The sequence below is a fragment of the Mycobacteriales bacterium genome (assembly GCA_040902655.1).
In the GTDB taxonomy this organism is placed as follows: Bacteria; Actinomycetota; Actinomycetes; order Mycobacteriales; family SCTD01; genus SCTD01.
The window spans coordinates 28,014-43,195 of record JBBDWV010000041.1 but is presented as its reverse complement, the minus strand read 5'-3'; the positions used below and the strand labels follow the sequence as shown (position 1 = coordinate 43,195).

The following is a 15,182-nucleotide window of genomic DNA, read 5'->3' as shown; positions in this document are numbered from 1 at the left end:
AGGACGTCTCGATGGTCGCGCTGCTCGCGCGACTGGCCATCTCCCTGGCCGTCGTCTTCGGGCTGATGATGCTGGCCGCCCGGATCCTGCGCCGGCGCGGACTCGCTCCCGGCAGCAGCGGCAAGCCGACCAGCCGGATCGACGTCCTCGCCCGTCAGGGCCTGGGCCGGAGCAGCTCCGTGCAGCTCGTCCGGGTCGGCGGCCGCACCCTGGTGCTCGGCGTCACCGAGTCCTCCGTCTCCGTCCTCGCCGAGGCCGACCCGCTGCTGCTCGAGGCGGAGCTCGCGCTCGCCCCGGTCACGTCGGCGATCGGGCCGGCCACCCCGCAGAAGCCCGGCTGGGGGCCCTTCCTCGAGTTCCTCAAGGACCGCACCGTCCGCACGTCCTGATCTTCCTCCCTCTTCCTTCCCTCTCCTCCGAAACGGAGCTCCATGTCCACGCTCGTGCGTGGCACGGCTGCGCGCTGCGCGCTGCTCGTGCTGCTGGTGATGGCGGCCCTCGCGCTCGCCACCCCGGCCGAGGCCGCTGTCGGTGCCAAGGCACCCGGTCCCGGGACGATCGTGCTGGCACAGGCGGCTCCGGTGGCGCCGGAGATGCCACGACCCGGCGCCCCGGCGGCCCCGGAGCCCGAGGGCGGCGGCTCGGTCACCCTGGACCTGGACTCCGGCGACGAGCCCAGCAAGGCCATCGTGGCCATCCTGCTGCTGACCGTCCTGTCGCTGGCGCCGGCGCTGCTGCTGCTCATGACCAGCTTCACCCGCATCGTGATCGTGCTGTCGCTGACCCGCAACGCGCTCGGCGTGCAGGCGATCCCGCCGAACCAGGTGATCGTGGGGCTGTCGCTGTTCCTCAGCCTGTTCATCATGGGGCCGACGCTGGAGAAGGTGAACGAGCAGGGCATCCAGCCGCTGCTGAACGGCGAGAAGAACTACAGCCAGGCCTACGAGGACGGCGTCCAGCCGCTTCGCACCTTCATGCTGAAGGAGGTCAAGCCCAAGGAGCTGGCGCTGTTCGTCAAGGCCAACGGCGACGAGCGGCCGCCGCGCCCCGAGGACGTCTCGATGTCGGCCCTGGTGCCCGCCTTCGTCCTGTCGGAGATCAAGACCGCCTTCATCATCGGCTTCGTCATCTTCATCCCCTTCCTGGTCATCGACATCGTGATCAGCTCGTCCCTGATGTCCATGGGCATGATGATGCTCCCGCCGGTGCTCATCTCCCTGCCGTTCAAGCTGCTGCTTTTCGTCATGGTCGACGGGTGGGCGCTGGTCGTCCGGTCGTTGCTGTCCAGCTACACCTGAGACGACCCCGAGACCGGAGAGACCATGTCCGACACCGCTGTGCTGGAGATCGCCCTGATGGCGATCATCATCGCGGGCAAGCTGGCCGCGCCCATCCTGATCGTCACGCTGGGCGTCGGCTTCGGCATCTCGCTGCTGCAGTCGGTCACCCAGATCCAGGAGGTCACCCTCACCTTCGTGCCCAAGCTCGGCGCGGTGGCCCTGGTCATCCTGCTCGCCGGCAACTGGATGCTCGCCGAGATCGTGTCGTTCACCACCGGGCTCTACGAGATGATCCCCCAGCTGGCTGACAAGGTATGACCCTGACGCTGTCGACGGACCTGCTCCTCGGCTTCGTGCTCGCGGTGGTCCGCGCCTCGGCCTGGCTGGTCGTCTGCCCGCCGTTCAACACGCGCATGATCCCGACCCAGGCCAAGATGGCGTTCGCCGTCGCCCTGGCCATCCCGGTCACGCCGGTGGTCGCCGCCAGCGCACCGCCCCCGGAGGTGGGGCCCCTGATCGTGGCCACCCTGATGCAGGTCGGTGCCGGGCTCGCGCTCGGCTTCCTCACCCAGCTGATCTTCGCCGCGGTGCAGGCGGCCGGTGAGATCATCGACTTCTTCGCCGGCTTCACCATCGCCGCGTCCTTCGACCCGTTCACCAACGCCAACACGGCCGTCTTCGGCCGCTTCTACCACCTGCTCTCGCTCGCCCTGCTCTTCGCGGTCGACGGGCACCTGATGCTGGTGCGCGGCTTTCTCAACTCCTTCGCCGCGATGCCGTCGGGCGTACCGGACTTCGCGAGCATCTCCGAGCTGCTGATCGACAACCTCGGCATGTTCTTCCTCGCCGCGCTCGAGATCGCGGCGCCGATCGTCGGTGCGCTGTTCCTCACCGAGGTCGCCCTCGGCCTGCTCAGCAAGGCCGCGCCGCAGATGAACGTCTTCACGCTCGGCTTCCCGATCAAGATCCTGCTCAGCATGCTCCTCGTGGGGCTGGCCATCCCGCTCATGCCGAACATCGTGGAGAACCTGGTGCGCCACGCGGTGCGCGACGGCGCGGTGCTCATGGGGGCCTTCTCGTGAGCAGCGACAAGGCCTCGAAGACCGAGAAGCCCACTCCGAAGAAGATCAAGGACTCCCGCAAGAAGGGTCAGGTCGGCAAGTCTCCCGAGGTCTCCGCCTGGCTCACCACCTTCGCGATGACGCTGCTGCTGCCGTGGACGTTCTCGCGCGCCCAGGACCACCTCTACGGGCTCGCCGCCCAGATGAAGGACGTCATCGCCAACCCGGACCCGGGGCTGGCCCTGGCGCTCTGGGGCCACGGCATGCGCGGCGCGCTGATCGCCGTCGCGCCGATGGCGCTCGCCCTCATGACGCTGGGCGTGCTGGCCAACCTCGCGCAGGTCGGACTGGTCCTGAGCCCACAGGCCCTCAAGCCCAAGTTCAAGCAGCTCAACCCACTGCCGGGTATCAAGCGCATGTTCAGCGCGAAGACCGCCTGGATGGCCTGCAAGGAGATCATCAAGCTGGCCGTGCTCGGCGGCATGGCCTACCACGCGCTGTCCGGCTTCATCCCGCTGCTCGTCAACCCCGGCGGGCTGGCCCTGACGACGGTGCTCTCCGGCGTGGGCGGCGCCGCGATGTCGTTCCTGCGCAACGCCGCGATGCTCGGCCTGCTGCTGGCCGCCGCCGACTACGCGATGCAGAAGCGGCAGCACCTCAAGGAGCTCAAGATGAGCCTGCAGGACATCAAGGACGAGTACAAGCAGGCCGACGGCGACCCGCAGATGAAGGGCATGATCCGCCAGCGCCAGATGAGCATGAGCCGCAACCGGATGATGTCGGACATCGCCAGCGCCGACGTCGTGCTGGTCAACCCCACCCACGTCGCGGTCGCCCTCCGGTACGACCCCCTGGGCGGCGCGCCGCGGGTCGTCGCCAAGGGCAGCGGGATCATCGCCGCGAAGATCCGCGAACGCGCGGACGAGCACCGGGTGCCGATGGTGCGGGACATCCCCCTGGCACGCGCCCTGCACAAGGCCTGCGAGATCGGCGAGGAGATCCCGGCGGAGCTGTACGGCGCCGTCGCGCAGGTGCTCGCCTTCATCTTCTCGCTCAAGGCGCGCGGCGCCGCGGCCGGTACACACACGGTCCGGCAGCCGGCTCTGGCTCTGCGCTAACGCTCAAGCAGGCCGTCCCATCGCCGATGCATCGAGGGACGCCAGGACGGCGGTTACCTGCTCCACGGACGGCCGGAGCACACGCGAGGACCTTTGAAGAGCAAGAGCCGCTTCGGCCACATGGCAATACCCGCCGCCGTCGTCGCCATCGTCTTGATGATGGTCGTCCCCCTGCCGGCGTTCGTCCTGGACCTGCTGATCGTCGTCAACATCACCGGCGCGCTGCTGATCCTGCTGGTCAGCATGTACGCGAAGCGCCCGCTGGACTTCGCCATCTTCCCGGCGCTGCTGCTGGTCGCCACCATGTTCCGGCTGGCGCTCAACGTCAGCTCGACCCGGCTGGTGCTGCTGGACGGCTACGCCGGCAAGGTGGTCGAGAGCTTCGGCGAGTTCGTCATCGGCGGCTCGCTCATCGTCGGCCTGGTGATCTTCCTGATCCTGATGGTGATCCAGTTCGTCGTCATCACCAACGGTGCCGGCCGGGTCGCCGAGGTCGGCGCCCGGTTCACCCTCGACGCGATGCCCGGCAAGCAGATGGCCATCGACGCCGACCTCAACTCCGGCCTGATCGACGAGGACACGGCCCGCCAGCGTCGGGCCGACGTCGCCGCGGAGGCCGACTTCTACGGCGCGATGGACGGTGCCTCCAAGTTCGTCAAGGGCGACGCCATCGCCGGCATCCTGATCACCACGATCAACCTGTTCGGTGGCTTCCTCATCGGCGTCGCCCAGCGGGGCATGCCGATGAGCGAGGCGATCTCCACCTTCAGCCTGCTCACCATCGGCGACGGCCTGGTCACGGCGATCCCGGCGCTGCTCATCTCCGTCGCCAGCGGCCTGATCGTCACCCGCTCGGCCACCCACGGCGACATGGGATCGGACCTGCTCGGCCAGATCGGCCGGCAGCGTTCGGCGGTCCGGATGGCCGGCGGCGCCGTCTGCCTGCTCGCCCTCGTGCCCGGGCTCCCGAAGTTCCCCTTCCTGCTCGTCGGGATCACGGTGCTGATCATCTCCATGCGACTGCCGGACGACCAGCAGGCCGCCGCCAGCGCCGCCGAGGCGCAGACCCCGGAGCTGCCGGCCGCCTCCCCCGACTCCCCCGAGGCGCTGGCCAACGACATGCGGGTCGAGCCCCTCGAGCTCGAGGTCGCGTACGACCTGGTGGAGCTCGTCGACCCGTCGATGGGCGGCGACCTGCTCGACCGGGTCCGCTCGCTGCGCCGCAAGCTGGCGCTCGACCTGGGCATCGTGATCCCGCTCGTGCGCACCCGGGACAACCTGGACCTGCCGCCGCACCACTACTCGATCAAGGTGCACGGGGTCGAGGCCGGCCGGGGCGAGGCGCCCACCGGATCCGTCCTCGTGATCGGCGACGACCTGACCGCGCTGCCCGGCGTCGTGACCCGCGAGCCGGTCTTCGGCCTGCCCGCCAAGTGGGTGCCGAGCGAACTCCAGCAGCAGGCCGAGATCATGGGCTGCACGGTCGTCGACCGCGCCTCGGTGATCACCACGCACCTGGCCGAGGTCGTGCGTACCTCCGCCTCCCGCCTGCTGGGCCGCGAGGACGTCAAGATGCTGGTCGACATGGTGCGCCGCAGCGCCCCGACCGTGGTCGACGAGCTCACCCCGGCGCAGCTGACCCTGGGCGAGATCCAGCGGGTCCTGCAGGGGCTGCTGGAGGAGGAGGTCGCCGTACGCGACCTGGTCCGCATCTTCGAGGCGATCTCCGAGCGGGCCCGCGCGACCAAGGACCCCGAGGCCCTCGTGGAGGCTGCGCGCGCCAACCTGGGGGCGGCCATCTCGATGGCCTACGCCGTCGACGGCCGGCTGCCCGTCCTGACCTTCGAGCCGCTGGCCGAGCACGCGATGCTCGAGGCCCTGCGACCCGGCGACGGTGGCAGCTTCCTGGCCCTGGACCCGGCGTACGCCGAGCGGCTCGTCCTCGGTGTCGCCAACCAGGCCCAGCAGGCCGAGCAGCGCGGCGAACGCCCGGTGCTCGTCTGCTCGCCGCAACTGCGGCCCGCCGTCCGCAAGCTGACCAGGACCGCCGCGCCGCGGCTGCCCGTTCTCTCCTACGCGGAGCTGGCCGACCAGCTTCAGCTCGACACGATCGGAGTCGTGACAGGTGCCCACGCAGTTGCAGCTTGAGGGACCGGACCTGGAGGCCCTGCTCGCCAGGGTGAAGAACGAGCTGGGCGCAGGTGCCCGCATCGTGCGCGCCGAGAAGGTGCGCACCGGTGGGATCGCCGGCTTCTTCGCCAAGCAGCGCTTCGAGGTCAGCGTCGAGGTCGGGGACGCACCGGCCACGGTGGCCGACAAGCCGGCCGACAGGCCGCTGTCGCTGCTGGAGCTGGCCGACCAGGTGAGCGACAGTGAGCACTCCGGGCTGTCGCTGCAGTCCAGGACCGAGCCGACCCCGGCCCCGACCGTGACCCCGGCCGCCGCCCCGGCCGAGCCGGCCGGCAGCCCCACGGCTTCCGGCGCGGGCAGGTCGTTCGCCTCCGTGCTCGCGAGCCTGGAGGCGATGACCGGTACCGGACCGTCCGCGATCCCGCTGCTATCCGCACCGCAGCCGGCCGCAGCACCGGTCGCCGCTCCGGTCGCCGTCGCACCCGTGACGCTGGAGGGCACCGTGGAGGCCGCGCAGGGCCCCGCGCCCGCCGACCGTCCTGCCGCGGACCTGGGAATCCTCGACCGCGCGAATGCGCACGTCTCCACCGAGGGCAGCACCTTCGCTGCCCTGCTGGCCAACCTCGATGCCGCGGCCGGCACGCCGCCGGCGGCGCGGGCGGGGACCGCGGTGCCGCAGTTCCTCGAGCCCCGTCCGGTCGCTCCCGTCATCATCCCGGCGGCCCGCACCTCCGAGGACGCGCTGCTGACGGCGCCCGTGGCGCTGCCGGTGAACCTGCCCTTCGGGCGTGCCCCCGGCGCCTCCACGCTGGGCGGCCAGCTGGCCCGGCTGGGCCTGCCGGCGTACCTGCAGCCCTTCGGCACGGACGATGCCCTCTACCCCGCACTCCTGAAGAGCCTGGGCGGTCTGCCGGAGGTGCCTGCCCTCGTCAACCGGGCGGGTGCCGTGCTGGCGGTCGTCGGTCCGCTGCCCCAGTCGCTCGAGACGGCTCGGGCGATGGCCCGCGAACTCGGTCTGCCCGTCGCGTCCGCCGTGGTGCTGGCCACCTCCCGCCGGACACTGACCGACCTGCCCGAGCGCCAGGTCCTGCGCGACGTGGACTCGGCGGAGACCTGCCGCACCACGTGGCGTCGGCGCCGCAACCTCACGATCGTCGCGATCGATGCTCCCATGACCTCAGCCGGCGCCGTGCAGGCGCGGGCCTACCTCTCCGCTCTCGACGCGTCTGCGACGTGGGGTGCGGTCGAAGCCACCCGCAAGTCCTACGACGTGGGTGCCTTCGCCCGCGCCGTCGGCGGCTTCGACGCGCTGGCCCTCAGCGCGGTGGACGAGACGTCGGACCCGGCTGCGGTGCTGGAGCTGGGCATCCCGGTTGCCCGCCTCGGCGAGCAGCCGGCGACCCCGTCGAGCTGGGCCGCGCTGCTGACCGGCCGCGTGGCAGCCTGACGTGCGCGCCCCGACCTGGCCGGTCGCCGGTCAGCAGGTGAGCGTCGCGATCGACGGCGCCTTGGACCGGATCTGCATCGTCGACGACGTCCGCCCACCACGCTGCCTCGTCCTGCGGCAGCCGGTACCCGTCGAGCTCGACCTACCGGCCGGCACCACGCTGGTGCTGAGCTGGAAGACGAGCGCGGGCCTGCACCAGCTGACGGCCGTGCTGGCCTCGCAGCTCTGGGACCACATGCCCCTGTGGGAGCTGGAGGTGCTGCACGACCCGATGGTGTCCCAGCAACGGGCCTTCGCACGCGCCCCCGATGCGCTGCCGGTCGAGCTGACGCAGGCGGAGCACCGCTGGCGCGCCATCGTTGTCGACCTCAGCGAAGGCGGCGCCCGATGCGTCCTGCGGCCGGGTGAGGCGCCGGTCGTCGGCGGCACCGTGGAGCTCCACCTGTCGCTGGACGGGCGCCAGCTCGCGCTGGCAGCCGAGGTGCTCAGCGTCGAGCTGGGAAGCGATGACCGGCAGGTGGCGCGGCTGCGCTTCGCCGCCCTCGGCCGGACCGCCGACGTCCTGCACCGCAGGGTGATGGAGCAGCAGCGGCGGGCCCGCGCGGTGGGCCGGACATGAGCGAGGCCGTCCGCGGCTTGGTGCTGCTGGTGTCCGTGCTCCTGTGGCTGCCTGTCCTGCCACCACTGCTGGCCGGCGAGCTCAGCACGGCGGAGGCCGGCCTGCGCTACGCCGCCGCCCTCCTGCTGGCCTGGGGCGGCGGCTCGCTGCTGTCCGCGCTGGTCCGCAACTACGCCCGCGAGCCGGTCGAGGAGGACGCCGGAAGCGCTGGCGGGACCGACGGGGCCGAGGTGCGACGGCGGCAGGAGGACGCCGGCTCCTGAACTGGCAGTGCGCCGGTATGCCTCGGCCGTCACGGGGGTCAGCGCCGCAGCCGCCGGGCCAGCAGCCGCCGGGCCAGCAGCCGCCGGGCCAGCAGCCACCCCGCTGCCGCGCCCAGCAGGTCGGCGACCACGTCGTATGCCTCACCGCTGCGGTTGGTGAGCAGCGCGGCCTGGACGACCTCGCTCCCGGCGGCGTACGCCACGACGGCCACCAGGCCGCGCCGCTGCGGACCGAACCGCCACCGGGTGGTGGCCGCCAACAGGCCGAACAGGACCAGGTGGACCACCTTGTCCGAGCCCTCGAACAGCGACGGCCCGCCGGCAGTCGGGGCGAACAGCACGTAACCGCTGAGCAGGACGACAACAGTGAAGGACGGGCCGGCCCCGCAGACGGCACGTCCTTCGTACGTCCGGGACGTGGTCAGTCGCGGGTGAGCTTGCGGTAGGTCACCCGGTGCGGCCGGGCGGCATCGGCGCCGAGCCGGTCGACCTTGTTCTTCTCGTAGGACTCGAAGTTGCCCTCGAACCAGTACCACGAGCTCGGGTCGTCGTCGGTGCCTTCCCACGCGAGGATGTGGGTGGCCACCCGGTCGAGGAACCAGCGGTCGTGGCTGATGACCACGGCGCAGCCGGGGAACTCCAGCAGCGCGTTCTCCAGCGACCCGAGGGTCTCGGTGTCGAGGTCGTTGGTCGGCTCGTCGAGCAGCAGCACGTTGCCGCCCTCCTTGAGCGTCATCGCCAGGTTCAGGCGGTTGCGCTCACCGCCGGACAGCACACCGGTCTTCTTCTGCTGGTCGGGACCCTTGAAGCCGAAGGCACCGATGTAGGCGCGGCTGGGCATCTCCTGGGCCCCGACCTGGATGTAGTCCAGCCCGTCGGACACGACCTCCCAGACCGTCTTGTTCGGGTCGAGGCCGGACCGGTTCTGGTCGACGTAGGAGATCTTGACGGTCTCGCCGACCCGGACCTCGCCGTCGTCCGGCTGCTCCAGCCCCACGATCGTCTTGAACAGCGTGGTCTTGCCGACGCCGTTCGGGCCGATGATCCCGACGATGCCACCGCGCGGCATGGTGAAGGACAGCCCGTCGATCAGGACCCGGTCGCTGAAGCCCTTGCGCAGGTCCTTGGCCTCGATCACGACGCTGCCCAGCCGCGGGCCGGCCGGAATCTGGATCTCCTCGAAGTCCAGCTTGCGGTTCTTCTCCGCCTCGGTGGCCATCTCCTCGTAGCGCGCCAGCCGGCTCTTGCTCTTGGTCTGCCGGCCCTTGGCATTCTGCCGGACCCACTCGAGTTCGTCCTTCAGACGCTTGGCCAGCTTGGCGTCCTTCTTGCCCTGGACCGCCAGGCGCTCCTGCTTCTTCTCCAGGTAGGTGGAGTAGTTGCCTTCGTACGGGTAGGCGCGGCCACGGTCGAGCTCGAGGATCCACTCGGCGACGTTGTCGAGGAAGTAGCGGTCATGGGTGACGGCGAGCACCGCGCCGGCGTACTGCGCGAGGTGCTTCTCCAGCCACAACACGCTCTCGGCGTCGAGGTGGTTGGTGGGCTCGTCGAGCAGCAGCAGGTCGGGCGCCTCGAGCAGCAGCTTGCACAGCGCGACGCGGCGGCGCTCACCACCGGACAGCACCTTGACGTCGGCATCGGCCGGCGGCAGGCGCAGCGCGTCCATGGCCTGCTCGATCTGGCTGTCGAGCTCCCACGCGTCGGCGGTCTCGATGGCGTCGAGCAGCGGCGCCTGCTCCTCGAGAATCTTCTCGAAGTCGGCGTCGGGCGCGCCCATCTTCTCGTTGAGCTCCTCGTAGCGCAGGATCACGTCGCGGATGCCCCTGACGCCCTCCTGCACGTTCTCCAGGACGTTCTTGTTCTCGTCGAGCTCGGGCTCCTGCATCAGAATCCCGACGCTGAAGCCGGGACTGAGCCTGGCGTCACCGTTCGACGGCTGGTCCAGGCCGGCCATCATCTTCAGCACGGTGGACTTGCCGGCGCCGTTCGGACCGAGCACGCCGATCTTGGCTCCCGGGAAGAACGCGAGCGTCACGTCGTCGAGGATCACCTTGTCCCCGACTGCTTTGCGGACCTTCTGCATCTGGTAGATGAACTGCGCCATGGCTTCGAGCGTACGGGAGCGACGACGCGGTGCTCCCGTCGAGCAGCACCGGGACGGGCGGACGCCCCCATGCATCTCCGGGGCGGGGCCCCGGACGTGGAGCTGCGGCGCTGTGCAGTGGCCTGGGTCACCACGGCGGGCCGCTGGCCTTCCGGGGCGTCCCCAGTACTCGAGGTGACCTCGAAGATCGACTCAGCACCCGACGGCGGGTCGTACGGCGGCTCCCGGCCCCTTGACAGGGCCGCCAACGCGCCGTGCGGCGACGCAACCTCGCCGGGCTGGCAAGCGCGCGCACTCTCAGCGCATCGCCTGCACCCGAAGAGGCCTCGAGGAGTGGCCGAATCGAACGCGCTGGCTGCCTGGTCATGAGCGCGGTGTGCCGGTCCGGAGAGGTGTGTGTTGTCGGGAGGTGTGCACCACAGGTCAACAATCGGAAAAAGTTGACCTGTGGTGCACACCCGCGGTGCGGCACATGTCCACGCCTGGCTGGTCCCCGCCCCCGCGGCAGCCCCGGCCCTACCCCGCGACAGCCCAGCCCCTGCCCCGCCCCGCGACAGCCCAGCCCCTGCCCCGCCCCGCGGCAGCCCAGCCCCGGCCCCGGCCCCCGCAGCTGTGCGCCGGCGGCTGGCCACGGCAACGCCGCAAGGTGCCGGTAGTGGCTGTCCTGGCCGTTGCACCTGCTGCAAGGTCGCTGAGCCGCCCGTTATCGCCCGCATACCGTTCGGCCCGGCTACCCGGCCGGGCTGCCCGGCGGATCTTGGTGCCACGCCTGTGCGCGGATCAGGCGCTGCTGGCACCGAAAACGGCACGAGCTCGGGCCCGAGCACGGGGAACCAGCCTGACCGGGACCAGCAGCACAGGGCGACCCGCACGCATCCCGAGGGCGCACGCTCAGCCGCAGACTGCACCCGAAGATGCGTGAGACCGCCTACCGCATCGTGGCGCTCAGCGCGGCGGCATGCGCCGCCGTGCGCAGCGCGAGCTTGCGCATGATCGTCTCGTCGAACGTCCCGCCGACCACCGCCGCCAATGCGTCCGACGTCTTCTCGTCGACCTCGCCGGTGGCCACAGCCCGCGCGAGCAGGACGCCGGCCCGGAGCGCGCGAGTGAGCGGGTCGAACGAGACAGACTGACCAGGAACCGGCGCCACGCCTTGGTGCCGCGCGATCGCCCGGCAGACCTGTGCCGGCAGCCCGGAGGCGCCCAGAACGGCTGCGGCCAGCTCGCCGTTCGTCGTGCCGCACCACTCCAGCTCTGCCGCGGCCAGGGCCGCCTCGTTCCCGGCGGCGAGCAGGGTGGAGTACATCTCCGGCGCTGCCCGGAAGAGCAGGGCCTGACCGACCTCACACAGCAGTCCTACGCAAAAGGCATCCCCTGAATCGGCACCCACCCGGGGCGCGACCAGACGACTCGCCGCTGCGGTGGTCGCCGCCCGATCCCAGAAGCCGTGCGGCAACGGCCCATGTTCACCGGAGAGTCCGAGCGCCATCGTGACGGCGAGGCCGCGGAGCGTCTCGGCACCGAGCGCACTGACGGCAGGTCCGATCGCGGTGATCTGGCCCATACGGCCGTAGTAGGCGGAGTTGGCCAGCTGCAACAGCCGGGCAGCGAAGGCCGGGTCGAGGGCCGCGGCGTCCGCGAGCTCACGCGCGGAGGAGTCGGGATCGTCGGTGACCTGGACCACACGCAGCAGTGCCGGCCGCTGGCCGGGCAGGCGGTGCAGGTCGCCCAGCAGCATCCGGACCGCGCGCGGCAGCGGGGCGGCGGGCGGCAGGGCGGCGGGCGGCAGGGCGGCGGGCGGCGGGGCGGCGGGCGGCGGGGCGGAGACCGGCGGGGCGGAGACCGGCGGAGCGGGTGCGGGCGAGGTCATCCTCTTCCATCGCCCACCAAGCCCTTCACCTGAAGGCCTCCAGCCCCACCGGCGGCACATCACCCGGACGGCGAACCCGGGGCCAGCGCGCCGGGTGGGGGTGGGGCCGAGCCGTGACTCAGCCGGACGGGTCAGGCCGGACGGGTCAGGCCGCGTGCATGTGCGGCTCCATCGCGGACTCCTCCTCGTCCACCTCCTCCGGGGCCTCCACTACGGGGTAGCCAGGGTCGGTGGTGACGGCCAGCGGAGCCGAGCGCTCCTGTACCGCCTTGCCTCTCGCGAGGTCGAAGCCGACCGTCTGCGCCTCGACCTCGAGCCCGCTGCGCTCCTCGCCCTGCTCGTTCTTCCAGCTGCGCGCGACCAGCCTGCCGGTGACGACGACCCTGTCCCCGGTCCTGACGGACGCCGCGACGTTCTCCGCGAGCAGCCGCCAGCAGCTGACACCGAACCAGATCGTCTCCCCGTCGGACCATACGCCGGTGGACCGGTCAACCTTTCGCGGAGTCGAGGCGATGCGGAAGTCGGTGACGACGGCGCCGCCGGCCACGACACGGGTGCGTGGCGGGGCACCGACGTTGCCGACAACGGTGATGGTGGGCTCGAGCACGAGGTCCTCCGGGGTTCTGCCCGGCGGCTCGTCCACCGGGATCAGCGATGACGGTGCCGGTCACGGCGCCCGCAGGGGAGCAGCCACCAGCGGCCTGTGGACAAGCCGTGCCTGTGGACGGGCAGCGCCGGGTGGGATGCAAGCCGTCTGCCCCCGCGTGACGGCCGCAACAAGGAGTCGTCTTGACGCTCACGGCCGCAGGTGGTGAAGTCGGCAGGTCACGCGACAGCGCACGAGGAAGCCGGTGAGAGTCCGGCGCGGTCCCGCCACTGTGACCGGGAAGCGAACCCCCACGCTCGGCCACTGCCCTCTTCGGGCGGGAAGGTCGGGGGCGAGTGCAGATCCGGGAGTCAGGAGACTCGAGCTGTCGCACCACCGATGCGGGGCGGCTGACCCCGGTAGGAGTCCAATGTCCCAGCTGGCAGTTCACCTGCGTCCGGTCCCGGCACTGCTGCACCTGCTGCCCGTACTGATGGCGGTCGCCCTGCTGTTCGCCGTTGCGTTCGACCAGGGCCAGCTGGCCCAGCTGGTGAAGGCGGCGGCCGGCGACTCGACGGTGCACGAACTCTTCCACGACGCCCGCCACATGCTCGGCACTCCCTGCCACTAGAGCAGCGGCCGACATGCGCAACGTGTTCGTTCGCGGTGCCGTCAGTGGCACCGCCGCCGGCTTGCTCACCTCGTTGGCGGCCTACCTGTTCGTCGAGCCGGTTCTGAGTGCAGCCATCGCCCTGGAAGGACCGGCTGACGGCACCGGCCCCGTCAGTCGGGAGACCCAGAAGCTCCTTGGCATGCCCGCCGGCTTCCTGCTCGCCGGCCTGGCCCTCGGTCTGCTGTTCGCTGTCGCCTACCGCATCCTGCCGCCGGGCGGTACGCCGTGGCGGCGCAGCATCGGCCTGTCCGCGGGCGCTTTCACCGCGCTCGCGCTGATCCCACAGCTGCGCTACCCCGCGAGCCCCCCAGGGGTAGGCGATCCGGAGACCCTCGCGGGCCGCACGTCCGGCTATCTCCTCGCGGTCGCCCTGGGCGTCCTCGTCGTCACCGCCTCGTACGCGGGGCTGCGTGCGCTGACCGCCCGCGGGGTCGCGCCGCCGGTGCGCCAGACGGCGGTGACAGCCGCCGCGGTAGCTGCCGTAACGCTGGGATACGTACTGCTGCCGGACAACAACGACCCCGTGGGGGCGCCTGCTGCGCTCGTCTACGATTTCCGGGTCCGTTCGCTCGGCCTGCTCGCGCTGCTGTACGCGACGCTCGGCGCCGTCTTCGGGGCGCTGTCGCTGCGGGCACAGAGTTCATCTTTGCCGGACAGCCCCACAGCCCTGCGCGCCTGAGAGACGTCAGGTCTCGGCAGCTCTCGGAGTACCTTTCCGTGAGCCGCCAGGCGCCGACGCTGCCCGGCACCACTCGCGTCACACCGGTCAGCCCAGAAGTCGGGCGGTAGCCTGCGCACATGAGAATCGCCGACAGAGCAAGCCGGCTCCTTGTCGATTCCTGAAGGATCTCGAAGGTCCGCTCGGACCTGACCCCGTCCGGTCAGGGTTGAACGTCGACCAGATCGGTCCTCCTGGTCAACCTTCCCCGCGCCCGTAGCTCAGGGGATAGAGCAGGTGCCTTCTAAGCACTTGGTCGCAGGTTCGAATCCTGCCGGGCGCACGCTCACGGGGGCTCGGCCGCCGCACGGCGCTGCTGAGAGCTCAGGCCGCGTCCCCGATGCCGATCAGAACTCACCAGGGGCGCGGCAGGTCCACTGTGCGCCTGCTCTGCCGCTTCGCGGTAGCCCGAACGGGTGGCGAGCCTGGCTCGAGCGAGCCGGTGCCGGCGCGCAGACCGGTGGTGACGGCGACGTAGCCTTCCCGCATGAGCGACCGACTGGTGTGGATCGACTGCGAAATGACCGGGCTCGACCTGGGCTCGGACCTGCTCATCGAGGTCGCGGCGCTGGTGACCGACTCGGAGCTGAACGTCCTGGGCGAGGGTGTCGACGTCGTCATCGGTACCAGTGCCGCACAGCTGGAGCGGATGCCGGACGTCGTACGCGAGATGCACGCCGCCTCAGGGTTGACCGGCGAGGTGCTCGCCTCGGCAGTAACGCTGCAGGAGGCACAGGACCTGGTGCTGACCTATGTGAAGCAGTGGGTGCCGGAGCCGAAGAAAGCGCCGCTGTGCGGCAACTCGATCGGAACCGACCGCGGTTTCCTGACCCGCGACATGCCGGTGCTCGACGACTGGCTGCACTACCGGATGGTGGACGTCAGCTCGATCAAGGAGCTGGCCCGGCGCTGGTACCCGCGCATCTACTTCAACGCGCCCAAGAAGGGCGGTGGGCATCGGGCGCTGGCCGACATCCTGGAGTCGGTGCAGGAGCTGCGCTATTACCGCGCGGCGATGTTCGTGCCGCAGCCGGGACCGAGCTCGGAGCAGGCCGCGGCGTTGGCCACCGGGCTGTCGGCGGGATCGGGGTTGCCCCCGGGGGGGGGGGGGGTTGGGGGGCCCGGCGACCCGCCCGGGGCCTCGACACTGGCGGCGGATGCGGAGAAGGTCACCGACTAGAGCCGGTATGCTCGGCACGCACCATGGTGGGTGTAGCTCAGCTGGTAGAGCACCGGGTTGTGATCCCGGTTGTCGCGGGTTCGAGCCCCGTCACTCACCCCGACGACCTCAGCCAGCAGCCCTCAACGGGCTG

General features: G+C 70.9%; 16 protein-coding genes, 2 tRNA genes and 1 riboswitch. Of the genes, 14 read left to right on the top strand and 4 right to left on the bottom strand.

The window, feature by feature from the left end:
- Positions 1-11: 11 nt before the first annotated feature.
- The 9 genes from fliO (at position 12) to WD794_11685 (ending at position 7,918) form a co-directional block, all read left to right on the top strand.
- Entirely contained in the window at positions 12-389 is a 378-nt protein-coding gene (fliO, locus tag WD794_11725) for a flagellar biosynthetic protein FliO (protein MEX2290978.1), read from the top strand.
- A 42-nt stretch (positions 390-431) separates the two neighbouring features.
- Positions 432-1,298, top strand: a complete 867-nt coding sequence (gene fliP, locus WD794_11720; GenBank protein MEX2290977.1) for a flagellar type III secretion system pore protein FliP — start codon at positions 432-434, stop codon at positions 1,296-1,298.
- Between the two features lie 24 nt (positions 1,299-1,322).
- A complete protein-coding gene (locus WD794_11715) occupies positions 1,323-1,598 on the top strand; it encodes a flagellar biosynthetic protein FliQ (GenBank protein MEX2290976.1) in 276 nt (91 codons plus the stop codon).
- Positions 1,595-2,362 carry a flagellar biosynthetic protein FliR gene (gene fliR / locus WD794_11710; protein ID MEX2290975.1) on the top strand — a complete coding sequence of 256 codons (768 nt, stop codon included), beginning with the start codon at positions 1,595-1,597 and terminating at the stop codon, positions 2,360-2,362. Before WD794_11715 ends, fliR begins: the two co-directional genes overlap by 4 nt.
- Positions 2,359-3,459, top strand: coding sequence for an EscU/YscU/HrcU family type III secretion system export apparatus switch protein (locus WD794_11705; GenBank protein ID MEX2290974.1), 1,101 nt, complete (start codon positions 2,359-2,361; stop codon positions 3,457-3,459). The genes fliR and WD794_11705 overlap by 4 nt, the downstream gene beginning before the upstream one ends.
- A gap of 93 nt (positions 3,460-3,552) precedes the next feature.
- Entirely contained in the window at positions 3,553-5,607 is a 2,055-nt protein-coding gene (gene flhA, locus WD794_11700; protein ID MEX2290973.1) for a flagellar biosynthesis protein FlhA, read from the top strand.
- Positions 5,597-7,036 (top strand): hypothetical protein, encoded by a 1,440-nt coding sequence (locus tag WD794_11695; GenBank protein MEX2290972.1) that lies wholly within the window; start codon positions 5,597-5,599, stop codon positions 7,034-7,036. Before flhA ends, WD794_11695 begins: the two co-directional genes overlap by 11 nt.
- A 1-nt stretch (position 7,037) precedes the next feature.
- Positions 7,038-7,655, top strand: a complete 618-nt coding sequence (locus WD794_11690) for a PilZ domain-containing protein (protein ID MEX2290971.1) — start codon at positions 7,038-7,040, stop codon at positions 7,653-7,655.
- A complete protein-coding gene (locus WD794_11685; protein ID MEX2290970.1) occupies positions 7,652-7,918 on the top strand; it encodes a hypothetical protein in 267 nt (88 codons plus the stop codon). The genes WD794_11690 and WD794_11685 overlap by 4 nt, the downstream gene beginning before the upstream one ends.
- A gap of 38 nt (positions 7,919-7,956) precedes the next feature.
- Here the strand turns inward: WD794_11685 and WD794_11680 are convergent, their stop codons facing one another.
- The 4 genes from WD794_11680 to ssb form a co-directional block, all read right to left on the bottom strand.
- Positions 7,957-8,259, bottom strand: a complete 303-nt coding sequence (locus tag WD794_11680; protein ID MEX2290969.1) for a VanZ family protein — start codon at positions 8,257-8,259, stop codon at positions 7,957-7,959.
- Between the two features lie 80 nt (positions 8,260-8,339).
- Complete coding sequence (gene ettA / locus WD794_11675; protein MEX2290968.1) at positions 8,340-10,022, bottom strand: energy-dependent translational throttle protein EttA; 1,683 nt, start codon at positions 10,020-10,022, stop codon at positions 8,340-8,342.
- A 928-nt stretch (positions 10,023-10,950) separates the two neighbouring features.
- On the bottom strand, positions 10,951-11,892 hold the full coding sequence (locus WD794_11670) for an HDOD domain-containing protein (protein MEX2290967.1): 942 nt from the start codon (positions 11,890-11,892) through the stop codon (positions 10,951-10,953).
- 145 nt (positions 11,893-12,037) lie between these two features.
- On the bottom strand, positions 12,038-12,499 hold the full coding sequence (gene ssb, locus WD794_11665; protein ID MEX2290966.1) for a single-stranded DNA-binding protein: 462 nt from the start codon (positions 12,497-12,499) through the stop codon (positions 12,038-12,040).
- 232 nt (positions 12,500-12,731) lie between these two features.
- Positions 12,732-12,860: riboswitch (cobalamin riboswitch) on the top strand.
- A gap of 48 nt (positions 12,861-12,908) precedes the next feature.
- Here ssb and WD794_11660 point away from each other — a divergent pair.
- The 5 genes from WD794_11660 to WD794_11640 all read left to right on the top strand — a co-directional run bounded on the left by WD794_11660 (position 12,909) and on the right by WD794_11640 (position 15,148).
- Positions 12,909-13,109 (top strand): CbtB-domain containing protein, encoded by a 201-nt coding sequence (locus WD794_11660; protein MEX2290965.1) that lies wholly within the window; start codon positions 12,909-12,911, stop codon positions 13,107-13,109.
- Between the two features lie 13 nt (positions 13,110-13,122).
- A complete protein-coding gene (locus tag WD794_11655; protein ID MEX2290964.1) occupies positions 13,123-13,830 on the top strand; it encodes a CbtA family protein in 708 nt (235 codons plus the stop codon).
- Between the two features lie 249 nt (positions 13,831-14,079).
- Positions 14,080-14,152: transfer RNA gene (locus WD794_11650), tRNA-Arg, on the top strand.
- Between the two features lie 204 nt (positions 14,153-14,356).
- Positions 14,357-15,049: an oligoribonuclease gene (gene orn / locus WD794_11645; GenBank protein MEX2290963.1), complete on the top strand. Its 693-nt coding sequence runs from the start codon at positions 14,357-14,359 to the stop codon at positions 15,047-15,049.
- A 26-nt stretch (positions 15,050-15,075) separates the two neighbouring features.
- Positions 15,076-15,148 (top strand) — tRNA-His (locus WD794_11640).
- The last annotated feature ends 34 nt before the right edge of the window (positions 15,149-15,182 follow it).

Coding starts and splice junctions, on each gene's coding strand:
- fliO (MEX2290978.1), top strand. CDS start 12: ATGGTCGCGCTGCTCGCGCGACTGGCCATCTCCCTGGCCGTCGTCTTC.
- fliP (MEX2290977.1), top strand. CDS start 432: ATGTCCACGCTCGTGCGTGGCACGGCTGCGCGCTGCGCGCTGCTCGTG.
- WD794_11715 (MEX2290976.1), top strand. CDS start 1,323: ATGTCCGACACCGCTGTGCTGGAGATCGCCCTGATGGCGATCATCATC.
- fliR (MEX2290975.1), top strand. CDS start 1,595: ATGACCCTGACGCTGTCGACGGACCTGCTCCTCGGCTTCGTGCTCGCG.
- WD794_11685 (MEX2290970.1), top strand. CDS start 7,652: ATGAGCGAGGCCGTCCGCGGCTTGGTGCTGCTGGTGTCCGTGCTCCTG.
- ettA (MEX2290968.1), bottom strand. CDS start 10,022: ATGGCGCAGTTCATCTACCAGATGCAGAAGGTCCGCAAAGCAGTCGGG.
- WD794_11670 (MEX2290967.1), bottom strand. CDS start 11,892: ATGACCTCGCCCGCACCCGCTCCGCCGGTCTCCGCCCCGCCGGTCTCC.
- WD794_11660 (MEX2290965.1), top strand. CDS start 12,909: ATGTCCCAGCTGGCAGTTCACCTGCGTCCGGTCCCGGCACTGCTGCAC.
- WD794_11655 (MEX2290964.1), top strand. CDS start 13,123: ATGCGCAACGTGTTCGTTCGCGGTGCCGTCAGTGGCACCGCCGCCGGC.
- orn (MEX2290963.1), top strand. CDS start 14,357: ATGAGCGACCGACTGGTGTGGATCGACTGCGAAATGACCGGGCTCGAC.